This window comes from Bradyrhizobium sp. LHD-71, assembly GCF_031157255.1.
In the GTDB taxonomy this organism is placed as follows: Bacteria; Pseudomonadota; Alphaproteobacteria; order Rhizobiales; family Xanthobacteraceae; genus P52-10.
The window spans coordinates 52,964-64,051 of the sequence record NZ_JAVIFX010000038.1 but is presented as its reverse complement, the minus strand read 5'-3'; the positions used below and the strand labels follow the sequence as shown (position 1 = coordinate 64,051).

At 63.1% G+C, this 11,088-nt stretch carries 12 protein-coding genes; 4 read left to right on the top strand and 8 right to left on the bottom strand.

What is annotated here, in order from left to right:
- Nucleotides 1-42 precede the first annotated feature (42 nt).
- Nucleotides 43-741 (top strand): cell wall hydrolase, encoded by a 699-nt coding sequence (locus RCO31_RS30810; protein ID WP_308972165.1) that lies wholly within the window; start codon nt 43-45, stop codon nt 739-741.
- A 12-nt stretch (nt 742-753) separates the two neighbouring features.
- On the opposite strand, the gene RCO31_RS30805 is transcribed toward RCO31_RS30810, so the two are convergent.
- Nucleotides 754-1,200 (bottom strand): hypothetical protein, encoded by a 447-nt coding sequence (locus RCO31_RS30805; RefSeq protein WP_308972164.1) that lies wholly within the window; start codon nt 1,198-1,200, stop codon nt 754-756.
- A gap of 587 nt (nt 1,201-1,787) precedes the next feature.
- Between RCO31_RS30805 and RCO31_RS30800 the strand changes: the two genes are divergently transcribed.
- Entirely contained in the window at nt 1,788-2,645 is an 858-nt protein-coding gene (locus RCO31_RS30800) for an endonuclease/exonuclease/phosphatase family protein (RefSeq protein ID WP_308972163.1), read from the top strand.
- A 44-nt stretch (nt 2,646-2,689) separates the two neighbouring features.
- A complete protein-coding gene (locus RCO31_RS30795; RefSeq protein WP_308972162.1) occupies nt 2,690-3,655 on the top strand; it encodes a lysylphosphatidylglycerol synthase domain-containing protein in 966 nt (321 codons plus the stop codon).
- On the opposite strand, the gene RCO31_RS30790 is transcribed toward RCO31_RS30795, so the two are convergent.
- The 4 genes from RCO31_RS30790 to RCO31_RS30775 form a co-directional block, all read right to left on the bottom strand.
- Entirely contained in the window at nt 3,563-5,107 is a 1,545-nt protein-coding gene (locus tag RCO31_RS30790) for a phospholipase D-like domain-containing protein (RefSeq protein ID WP_308972161.1), read from the bottom strand. The two genes, RCO31_RS30795 and RCO31_RS30790, sit on opposite strands and share 93 nt — an antisense overlap.
- Before the next feature lie 131 nt (nt 5,108-5,238).
- Nucleotides 5,239-5,385 (bottom strand): hypothetical protein, encoded by a 147-nt coding sequence (locus tag RCO31_RS30785; protein ID WP_308972160.1) that lies wholly within the window; start codon nt 5,383-5,385, stop codon nt 5,239-5,241.
- Nucleotides 5,369-5,875 (bottom strand): ferritin-like domain-containing protein, encoded by a 507-nt coding sequence (locus RCO31_RS30780; protein ID WP_308972159.1) that lies wholly within the window; start codon nt 5,873-5,875, stop codon nt 5,369-5,371. Before RCO31_RS30780 ends, RCO31_RS30785 begins: the two co-directional genes overlap by 17 nt.
- A 192-nt stretch (nt 5,876-6,067) precedes the next feature.
- A complete protein-coding gene (locus RCO31_RS30775) occupies nt 6,068-6,241 on the bottom strand; it encodes a hypothetical protein (protein ID WP_308972157.1) in 174 nt (57 codons plus the stop codon).
- Nucleotides 6,242-6,760: 519 nt separating this feature from the next.
- On the opposite strand from RCO31_RS30775, the gene RCO31_RS30770 reads away from it, so the two are divergent.
- Nucleotides 6,761-7,711, top strand: coding sequence for a histidine kinase dimerization/phosphoacceptor domain -containing protein (locus RCO31_RS30770; protein ID WP_308972166.1), 951 nt, complete (start codon nt 6,761-6,763; stop codon nt 7,709-7,711).
- Nucleotides 7,712-7,744: 33 nt separating this feature from the next.
- Here the strand turns inward: RCO31_RS30770 and RCO31_RS30765 are convergent, their stop codons facing one another.
- From RCO31_RS30765 to RCO31_RS30755, 3 genes are read right to left on the bottom strand one after another with little or no spacing between them, the layout of a single operon-like run.
- Nucleotides 7,745-9,691 (bottom strand): adenylate/guanylate cyclase domain-containing protein, encoded by a 1,947-nt coding sequence (locus tag RCO31_RS30765; protein ID WP_308972156.1) that lies wholly within the window; start codon nt 9,689-9,691, stop codon nt 7,745-7,747.
- A complete protein-coding gene (locus tag RCO31_RS30760; RefSeq protein WP_308972155.1) occupies nt 9,684-10,388 on the bottom strand; it encodes a Crp/Fnr family transcriptional regulator in 705 nt (234 codons plus the stop codon). Before RCO31_RS30760 ends, RCO31_RS30765 begins: the two co-directional genes overlap by 8 nt.
- Nucleotides 10,389-10,400: 12 nt before the next feature.
- Nucleotides 10,401-11,003, bottom strand: a complete 603-nt coding sequence (locus RCO31_RS30755) for a FecR domain-containing protein (RefSeq protein WP_308972154.1) — start codon at nt 11,001-11,003, stop codon at nt 10,401-10,403.
- Between the last annotated feature and the right edge of the window lie 85 nt (nt 11,004-11,088).

Sequence of the window (11,088 nt, the reverse complement as noted above, 5' to 3'; positions counted from 1 at the left end):
CTACAAATATCCGTGCATCACAAACGCGTCAGGGGCAGGAAAATGAGAAAGGTACTGTGTGCGATCGCACTCGCGATCGCGGTATGTCCATCTGCATTTGCGCATCACGCGATAATTTTCGTCGCACCGCCTGCTCCGGGCCACCGGACGATCGAGCGGGACCTTCGGGCTGAATCACAAATCTATTGTCTGACGTTGGCGATCTACTTCGAAGGTGGATCGACGGGCGAGCCGGAGGTTGGCCAACGGCATATCGCTCGCGTCATTCACGAACGCGCACGTGCGAATTTGCGCAAATGGGGCGGCGCGGACATCTGCGATGTGGTCTTCTACATGCGCAAGGGAGTCTGCCAGTTCTCGTTCACCTGCCTGCCGGTCGCCCGACGGACACCAGGGCGAGGTGGGGCGTGGCTGCAAGCTCAACAGATCGCCGAACAAGAATTGCAGGGCATCAATCACCTGTCCGAACGGGCGATCCGGTACTACATGAACGCAGCCCTCACGCCGCTGCGTAACGCCTGCCGGTTTCGAAAGGAATTCGTGAAGGTCGTCGATGCCGGGCGGCACGAATTTTTTCGCGAACCAACCGCAGAAGAGCGGTCGGAACTCGCAAACGGCAAATTTGAGGAATGTGAGCGCTACGCAGCGCAGCTACGGGAGCAGGAAGCCAAGCGAAAACGGCTTGCCGTACTGAAGAAAAAGAAGAAGCCTAAGCGCACCAAGCTGGCGGTGGCACGCTAACGTTGGAAAGCCTCACCAAAGCGGCCGTGCGAACGCGAAACCGAAGCCTCCATTCTGCCGCCACGGCTCAGGCACTTGGGCAACATCGCGGTCTCTGTAGACCTTTCGCCGTGCAATTTTCTTGCGTGCGGGCTTCGCTTTCGGCTCGACGGCTTGCGACGCGTTGGTCATCTGCGCGTGGGCCTGCCTCGGGTCAGCCGGTTTTGCGTCGGCCTGCTTCGACGGGTTCGTTTGGCCGGCCAAATCGACGATCGCCAGCGAGGCGGGGGGCGGCCCGAACGTGCGGGTCGCGCCGCTGAACGTTAGCGGCTGCGGCCCGACATGCTTGGCTTTGATCGGGATTTTGTAGGTGCGGTGGGCTTCGGCGAGCGGCGGCTGCGACGGCAGGTAGACGTCAGCCACGAACATCAGCGTGAGCAAAACGCTGCCGACCGACAGGCAATATCCCAAGACCGGCATCGAATCCTTCTATGCTCGCGGTGGTGCCTCGCTGACAATTAGGTCTGATATAGGATCGTTCCCATCCGGCGCAGTGTTGCAGTCTCGTCACTTCTGGGTGAGTTATTTTGCAGTTAAGCGATGCTGCTGCGAACCCGTGCTTTTTCATCGAATTGCGGCGCCGAATGGCCATCCGCCCGGAAGGCTCCGTGCGCAAATCCCGCAACAGGGTCGGTCGCAACGACCACTTTTTCGAAAGCCCTGATCGAGGACGCAATCTCATCCTTGCTCCGCAATGACTTGCTCGCCACCGTCGATCGGCGTCTACGCCTGCGCACCGCGCGCCGCGCACGACCTCGGCGCTGGCGCGGCTGCATGTTTTTAGGTCTGCACAGCGCGCAGGTTCCCCGGAACGTCGGCTCGCCTCGGCGCGTTCCACCCTGACGCCGCCGATCTGAGATCCGGCACCCATCGCTCCACGCCGATCAGGCCCTACACATGCAAATGCGGCACAGGGATCAAAATATTTGCTTGTGCGCCTTTGTTTCTGGAGGTTCGCTTGAGGGGGCGCCGCACAGGTGGAGCGAACTTCGAAAGCTGGGCAGCGGATGACGGATGATCCCCCGACCTTCGAGCGCTTGCGCGTGCTGACCTACAACGTCCGTGCCTGCAAAGGTCGCGACCGGGTCAGATCGCCGCTGCGAATTGCCGAGGTTATTGCCTCCGCGGCCCCGGATATCGTCGCGCTCCAGGAACTCGACGTCCGCCGCCTGCGCAGCGACCGGCTTGATCAAGCCGAGCTGATCGCACGGGAGCTGGGGATGGATTTTCATTTCTCGCCGGCCATGCGTGTGATGGAGGAGGAGTTCGGCGACGCGATCCTCACGGCCTTGCCGATGCGCCTGGTGAAAGCTGCCGCGCTGCCCGGCATCAGGTTTCCCATGAAACTGGAGCGGCGGGGCGCACTCTGGACGGAAATCCGCATTGGACGAGCCTTCGTCCAGATGCTGAACACGCACCTCGGGCTCACGCGGCGGGAGCGAAGGGTGCAGATCGATGCGTTGTGCGGAGCCGGGTGGCTGCTGAACCCCGAATGCGAAGACCCGGCGATCCTTGCCGGCGACTTCAACTTCCTGTCGCGCTCGCGCACCTATGCGCGCGTGATGTCGCGCTTGCAGGATGCACAAAAGCTTGCGCCGTCCGCTCGCTCAGGCGCGACGTTTCCCGCGCGATATCCCCGCTTCAGGATCGATTACATTTTTGTTTCACCGTCGATTCAGGTCGATCGCGTCGAGGTGATAAAGACGCCGGCGACGCAGGCTGCGTCCGACCATTTGCCGGTGTTGGCGGATCTTCGGATCCCGGTGAGGGCGCGCCGGCCCGCGACGCTGCCTGACGCCGCCGATCTGACCTCTTTGGACGAAGCCTTGCAGGCCCGGTCACGGGCTTCAGAGGCGGGACACTAGTTCGCGAGCACAGGCACTCGACCATGTTCGAGGAGCGGCAATTTTTGAGAAGGGCGCGCGGCGGTCGATGGGTGGGGCCGCTGATGGCGGTGATCGTGGTCGGCCTGGTCGGGATCCTCGGCTACCGGATTGTCAACGAGTATCGTTGGGCAGACGTGTCGCAGGCGATAGCCGCTGTGCCGACCGGCCGGATCGTCGTCGGCGCGCTGTTTGCCGCAGCGAGCTACCTTTGCCTTTCATTCTTCGACTGGATTGCGCTTCGGTGCGTCGGTCGTCCGCTTGCCTGGAGGCGCGCAGCACTGGCGTCCTTCTGCAGCCTTTCGATCGGGCATAACGTCGGCTTCGCTGGTTTGAGCAGCGGGGCAGTCCGCTATCGCTTCTACGCGCGCTGGGGCCTCTCGTTCGAACAGGTCGCCAGGCTCGTGATTTTCTGCGGCCTCACTGTCGCCATGGGGCTTCTCACCGTCGGCGGATGTTCATTGGTGTTCAATCCTTCCGTTGGCGGCTCATTCGCCGGATTGAGTTCGCCTGCCGCGCGCGCCCTCGGCCTGCTGCTGCTCGCGGTGCCTGTGGTATATGTCGGCCTCACGCGCTTTATGACGTCCGTCTCGCTGCTCGGCTGGACCGTGCCGCTGCCCTCGACCCGACTGGCCGCAGCGCAGGTCGGTGTCGGCAGCCTGAACTACCTGTGCGTCGTCGCGTGTCTGCATCAACTGGTCGCGGGCGCGGGGGCGATCGGATATTTCGATGTCGCAACGGCCTATGTGCTCGCCAATACCGGTGTCATCGCGAGCCATGTGCCGGGAGGGATCGGGGTTCTGGAAAGCATCGTTCTGTCGCTGCTCCCCGGTGCGCCGGTGCTGGCGGCGCTGTTGATATTTCGCGTCGTCTATTACCTGGTGCCGCTGGCGTTCGGCCTAGCTCTTCTCGTCTTGTCGGAAGTATTGCTGAAGCCGGGGCCGGATCGGCAGGTTGATGCCGCGACGAAACCCTCGCTGCAGAAGCCATAGCGGTTCGATCGGACGCCGCGGGTCGAGAATGAAGGTGGCCCAGACCGGACGCGTCGGGCCTCGATGCTGAACACTGATGTCGATCAACCGTCGTTCGCTGTGGTTGAGCGTCTCGATTGCGGCCAGCAAAGAGTGCGCCGCGTGCGCTGTTTCGCGCAGCTTGGCGGCACTGGTACCGAGATGCTCACCTAGCAAGCGTTCACGAACCTTGCAGATCGCGTTGCGCGTGACGTCGTCGTCAGCCTCGATGACGATGTCGCACTCGGTGTCGAGCCCCATCGAACGGTTGTTGAGATTGGCCGAGCCGACACGCAGGATCCGGTCGTCGACGATCGTCAGCTTTGCATGCACATGGATCGACGTCTCGCCCTTGTCGTCGAGAATTGCCGGATAGTAGATGCGCAGGCGATGATGGCGATCGGCATGGATCAGCCGCCTGAGCAGCCGCTCGCGATTTCGCCCCATGACAAATTGCTCGGCGCGTCCGCGCGACTGTTTGGTGATAATGATAATGACGTCCGGCCCGTCTTCCTGCCCGAGCTTTCTCGCCAAGGCCTTCGCGACCTCGGGGGCGGTCAGATATTGCGCCTCGATATAGATGTAGGTCCGCGCGGCGAGGATCGTATCCTGCGTCAACGCGGCGATCTCCTCGACTCGCGGGTGGTCCTCCCAGTGCGGATAGGTTCGCGCGATCGCCAGTCGCGTATCGTTGAAGTCCGCTGCAAGCATGGGCGGCCACAGAGACTCGCTACGCTCGACCGGTTGTGACGGTGGCAGCCCGGCGCGCCGCCACCGTTCCCGCACGATCTCGGCAAGCGCCGTCGCTGCTTCGCCTTGCACTGCCATCTGGATGTCGTGCACTGGTCCGTAAGGCTCGCCCTCCGGGTCGAGACGGTGAGGGTCTGTTGCGAGATGCTCGGCCGAGTCCCAGCGCTGCACGGTGAGATCGATGCCGCCGGAGAACGCCAGCGCATCGTCGATGCAGACGATCTTCTGGTGGTGCGCAGCGTAGATCGGATGGTGCGTATCGAGGTGGATCCGTATGCGGGGATGTTCCTGCCAGCTCTCTCCCAGCAGCAGGCCTGAAGCGGAGCTTGGCGCGTGCCAGACCGCAACGCTCCAGACCAGAATGTCGACATGCAGGTCGGGGCATCTCTCGACCAGGCCGCGCAGCATGGCGCCGAGGCTCATGCAGCTTTCGTCCTGCGGCCGCAACTTGATGCGGCCGTCGAAATCCCAGCCAAGGATGAGAATGGAGCGCCGGGCGAGCTTGAATGCGTCGTGCAAGTGCGAGAAGTAGGACTCGGAGTCCACGAGCACCGCGGCGCGCTCGGCCCCTAAAATACGCCAGCAATTCCGGCCTTCCCGTAGAACTGCAGCCTCGGAAATCGTCATCTGCCGGAAATTGCTCGCCTGGAACTGGTTCTGGTGTTCAGCAGGGAAAACGTTCAAGCGTGGCGGGGGTTCCGCGCAGGAACCAAACGCTCAGGCGCCGGGGCATGCCGGAGCTCGCCAGCCTTCATTTGCCTGGCGGCTGGTCCGGTCCTTTGCGGCAACGGCCGCATGGCATTTCGCGTGCGAACTTACAGATAGCCGAGCAGCGAGCGCAGCACTGCCGTCGCGACCGCGGCCAGGATGATGGCGATACCCGCGTCAAGTACGACACTGCCGACGCGGTCATCCATCCTGACGAGCCACTGCCAGATCGTATTGTTACTCTGCCGCCTCAAGGTGAGCTTCCTGATTGACGCTCGCCTCTGCAAGCTCGGTCAGCGACTTGTCGGTCTCTTCCTCCTCAGCAAGCGTTTCCTTCAGAAGCTGCGCCGCTTTGGTCATGCCGAGTTCGTCAGCCCAGGTCGCAAGCGTACCGTATCGTCCGATTTCGTAGTGCTCCACCGCCTGGGCGGCCGAGATGAGACCCGCGTCCAACGCCGGGGAGCCCTTGTACTCCTTCATCATTTCCTGGCCTTCGGCGATGATCCCCAGGATCGCATCGCAGGTCTTTCCCTGCGGTTTGGCGTCGATTTCGGTGAACACCTGCTCCAGCCGGGCAACATGATCTTCGGTCTGGGCATGGTGCTTGTCGAACGCCGCCTTCAGTTCTCTGTGCTGTGCCGCCTTCGCCATCTTCGGTAGTGCCGCCAGGATCTTCTTCTCGGCGAAGTAGATATCCTTCAGCGTGTGGTGGAAGAGGTCATGCAGGGTCTTCGTCTTCGTCATGCTCAAATCCCCTTGCTGGAGCGAGATGGATCAGCAACTCGCAAACCATGCCGGCGTTCCACAGCACGACAACGCGCCAGACTCTGTATATCTTGAGATATCTTGCGCCTCGCGAGGCTCGTCTGTTCGGAAGCCCACCCGCATCAAGGGCAAGCGTCATTCCGGGACGACTTTAAAACCGCGGCGCTCGGGTCATGCCGCCTGTGTCTTGAGACGACTTTTGGCTTCCTCGATCAGACGCTGATATTCCGCAGCCTGTCTGCGGCTCTCTTCGCGCACGACGGGGTCGGTTGCGAGACTGCAGAGGAGCTCGCAATCGGCCGCCTTGGTTCGCAGCTCTTCAATGTGGGTTCGAATGTCTGTCATGTGGGGCACTCCTTACCGACGGGCGGGAGCGCAATCATCTCTCAGTCACCGACGCCGGAGCTTCCAGGTCGGTGATGGTGAGAGTGTTCACCCAATCCACCAGCTTGGCGAGTCATATTCTCGGCAGAGGCCATCACAGCCGCGCGAAGATTCCGTCACCCAGCCAGGATCGGCGGCGGCGAAATATCCTTTCCCTGACAGGATTTGGCGGGCCGGCCCCGGGCTTCGCCGGCAGGTGTGTGCAGGATTTGCGACAAATCATTCCGGCCGGGTAAGCCATGCGCATTCTCACGCATTTTTCGGTATTGCGGTGCGCCGCTTAACCGCGCTCCGACATGCCTGATCGTCCTGGCTCCTGCCATCAGGCGCGCCCGGCCCCTGTTGATCATTGCCGACGACGAAGGTCCATCGCGGCGCGATATGGTGTAGGAAATATTACCGGTAATCGTGTTTCCCCAAGGGACTGTTCGGCGCCTCGGCGGAAATTACAATGGGGCGGGGAGTGTCGTTCGACTCGTGATGGATCTGACACGTCGTCTTTACAGGCTTCGCCACGATCGCCTGCTCAGCATGCTGATCGCGCTCGGAATTTTTGCCGTTGCTCTCGGCCTGCGCATGGTGCTGCCGGACAGCGGCATTCCGTTCATCACGTTCTATCCGGCCGTCATTGTCGCGGGCTATCTGGTCGGTGCGTGGCCGGGCTTATTGGTCATGCTGCTGAGCGAGCTTGCTGTCTATTTCGTCTTCTCGTCGCGGCCGATGTTTCTCGGTTATGACGCGCCAAATTTTCTCGTTCCCTTCGGCATCTTTACGGCCGCATCGGTGTTTGTGCTCGCCTTCATGCATTTCTTGCACCGGACAGCCGACAAGCTCTGGGTTGAACGCGAGAAGAGCAATGCGATGTTCAGCGAGCTGCAGCATCGTGTCGCCAACAACATGCAGCTGGTCGCAAGCGTTCTGCAGCTCGAACGAACGACCGAGCGGTCGAAGGCGGAGTCGCTTCTTGCCGCGCAACGTCGTCTCGAGCTTCTGGGGACTATTCATCGGCGTTTGTATGATCCCTCGGCGAGCGAGAAGCCCGTCACCACCCATCTTCTGGTGCTGTGCGATGAGCTGGTCCGCGCCGAAGGCCGGAATGATGTGGCCATCGAGGTCGAGCCGTCCTCGCTCATGCTGGGTCCGGAGCGTCTGATCCTTCTATCGCTGCTGACGGCCGAAATCGTCACCAATTCGCTGAAGCACGCTTTCAAGCAGACCGGCGGCCGGATCGCGGTTCGCATCAACCATCTCGTCAATCCGTGCGAAATGATCATCTCCGACAATGGGATAGGGATCGCCTCGGGCGAGGAGGCGCTCGGATCGTCGCTCGGTCGGAGCATCATCAACAGCCTGGCCGCCAACCTTCGCGGCACCGTCGAATATGCCGGCAACGAAGGCACCACGGTGAAGCTAACCTTCGAGCGCGACTGAGACGTTCGTCCAGACTGCGCGGGCGGGCGTGCTTCACTCCTTCGGCTCGTAGACCGCCATCTCCATGTTCAGGCCGCGAAGCTGCACCTTACCGAGCGGCTTCAAATGCTCGAGGCCGTAGCGGGTCGCGGCGCCAGCGCCGATGCAGATGGTCGATCCGAGCTCTTTGTTCGCCGCCTCCAGGCGTGCTGCGATATTGATCGCGTTGCCGTGAGCGGTGTAGTCGAGCTTCGCTCGGATGCCGACGTCGCCGACCACCGCGTCTCCGGTTTCGATTCCGATTCGCGTCTTGCCCATCGCCGAGGCGATGTTCTCCGGCCGTATGCGGAATGCCTCGGTCCATTGTCGTATCTCGATGCCGCATTCGATGGCGTGTCGCCAATGCTCCGCCTGATCCAGCGGGGCATTAAAGAATGCGTGCACGGCATCGCCGACGAGCTTGTCGATCATGCCGCCATGTTTCATGACGATGGCGGTCACGCCTTCGAAGTAGCGATCGAGCAGCGATACGAGCTCCTCGGCGCCCAGCCTGTCCGTCATCGTCGTGAAGCCTTCGATATCGGTGAACAGCGCAGTAATCTCGCGCCGCTCGCCACTGAGCTTCACCAGGTTCGGGTCGGACACGATCAGGCTGACGACCTGCGGCGCCAGGTGCTGCTCGAAGCGCTGCCGCACGCGCGCCTCGCGCTGCTGGGTGATGGCGAAGTGGAGCGTCGATACCACGGCGAACACGACGAAGGCCGCAGTTGTCGGCAGCAGCGGATCGACCAGGAGCTGCGGCTTGCCGGCAAGTGCGATGCAGGCGCCCCAGATGATGGCAGCCAGCGCGGCGACGGTGATGGCCGCCGCAAGCGGCCGGAGCCGAAGCGCTGCCCACAGCGCCAGAAGCGCTGCGATCAGCACGCCTCCGAGCTGGATTGCTGGCGCGAACGGCGGCTGGCGCGGAACATAATTGCGCATGAGCTGCTGGAATGCGTCCGCATGCACGAGCACCGAGGGGGTGACCGGGTCGAATGACGTCGGACGCAGGCCGCCGAGTTCGGGGGCAGAGCCGCCGATCATGACGACCGATTTGGCGAGGGCCGCCCGATCGAAGCGGTCCGTCATGATGTCCGCAGCCGAAACGATCGGCAGATTGCGTTCCGTCGCTACGACCGGCGCGAGCCGCAGCATGGCGTCGGGCGCAAGTGCAAATTGCCGGTCGCCGACCTGGATGGTCTCGGTCGGTCCGTCGACGATATAGCTCGAAGCGCCGGCAAGAACCCGAACGCTTTCGAGTGCGAGGCCGGGATATGGTTGCCCGCCCGCGGCGACAAGCAAGGGAACGCGACGGACGATGGCGCTCGCGTCGCCCGGCAAGGCGAGTGCGCCGATGCCGCGGGCGGCCTGCACCAGCTCGTCCGGCGGGCCGATGACGCCGGCGCTGCGCCAGATGTCGGAGAGGTCCACCTGGCCGCGTGCAATGATCGGTGGTGCCGGTACGCTGCCGCGTGAGGCTGGGTCGAGCACAAAGCCGAGTACGACGGCCGCCGTCCGGAAAGCGGCGCTGAGGCGCTTGTCCCCGTCGGGCAGCGTTTCTGCAAGCGCCGTGAGGTCGTTTCGGCCGAGACGCGCGCCGAGTTGTCGGGCCAGCGCGGCCGGGGAATGCGCATCGGCGTGCTCGAACAGGATGTCGATCGCAACAACCGACGGCTCCGCCGCTGAGATCCGGTCCACGAGCTGCGCAACCAGCTCGCGCGGCCATGGCCACTGGGCGACCTCATCGAGGCTCCGGGAGTCGATGTCGACAACGACCACGCGTGTTGCCGGCGGCGGCTTGTTCATGAAGGCCGCCGCCGTGCGCAAAATGATATCCCTGATCGGCTCGATTGCGCGATTCAAGATTTCCTGCGGCGCGAGAAGCAGGGCGGCGGTGAGAACCGCGGTCGCGAGCAGTCCGCCGAGCAGCGGCGTCCGTATAGCGAGCTGCGGGTTAGGCATCGGTCTTTTCGGCGATCCGCGCGAGGATGGCGGGATCACAAAACAGGCGATCCGAGGTGCGGCCGATCGCGCCGGCCTCTTCGAGAATGCCCAGCGCGATGTTGACCTTGGGCCGGCTGGCGCCGAGCAGCTGCGCGAGCTCCCCTTGTGAAAACCCGAGCTCGAGCGGAATCCGCTTGCCGCTCGTGCTGCTCTGGCCCTTCAGCGCGATCAGGAGGAAGCGCGCGAGGCGCACTTCGACCGGATAGAGCGCAATCAGCTCCAGTTGCTCGGTGGTGTCGCGCAGCCGCTGGCAGAGAAAGTCGATGGCGTTCCGGGCAAGCTGTGGTTCTTGCAGCATGAGACGGTCGAAATCCGTGCGCGAGAGCGAATGCGCGGTCACATCAGTGAGTGCCACCGCCGTCGCCGTTCGCGGCTGCCGGTCCAGCACGGCGATCTCGCCGATAACGTCTCCCGCTTTCGCAATCCGGACGCTCAGTTCGCGCCCATCCACCGACACGACCGAGAAGCGGATGCGACCGCTTCCAATCAGGTGAAGGACGTTGCCGGCATCGCCGCGCTCATAGACGATCTGGCCGCGTCTGAACTTGACGGTGTGAAACCGGCCGGCGATCTGGGCGACGGAGGTGGCGGGAAGTTTGCAGAAGAGCTCGGTTTGCGCGAGCAGCGACGCCAGTTGATCGGGCGCGGGCGTCACGGCAAGCTCAGCCTACGAGACGCTCGCCAGCGCAAGGCGAATGCGTTCCTCGCCCCAGCGTGTCGGTGCCGTCGGCGCCGCGCCGGGCCTCGAGACGTCGGTGCCGAAGCCTTCCTCGACCCGAACCGTTCTGCCGCCGCTCCGCACAGTCACGGCGCCGTTGACGACAAACACCCCGAACACGCCGCGGCTCGGTCCCGCGAACAGGCGCGTGCCGCGCACGCTGATCAGGCCGAATGGCGAGCGGATATTCACCGGCGGCGATGTCTTCGGTTTATCGAGCAGCAGCGGTCCGGCGTTCAGCTGGATCGTTCCGCCCGCGTTGACGAGGTAGCGGTCGATCCTGACTCGCGCCAGCTCGCCAAGCCGGAGCACTGTTTCCACGCCGAGCCTCATGCCGGCCTTCGAGGCGTTGCCGGTGGCGATTGTCTCGCCCACGAACACGGTCTCCTGCGGTACAAGCGGTCGCTGCCGGTTCCTGCCTTCGGCGGTGACGAGTCCGATGGCCTCGTCGACTTTGCCGGCAACGCCGTCCGCCTGAGCGAATGCGGCGCGAGGCATCAGGCCGGTGACGGCGAGAGCGGCGAGGACGATGCGGCGATCGATGCCTTGCATGGTTCTTGTTCCGGTTTCACGTCGAGAATTGCATATGCCAGGGTAGGCAGCCAAGCCCTCCCGCATCCTGCGGTTGCAGAGCATA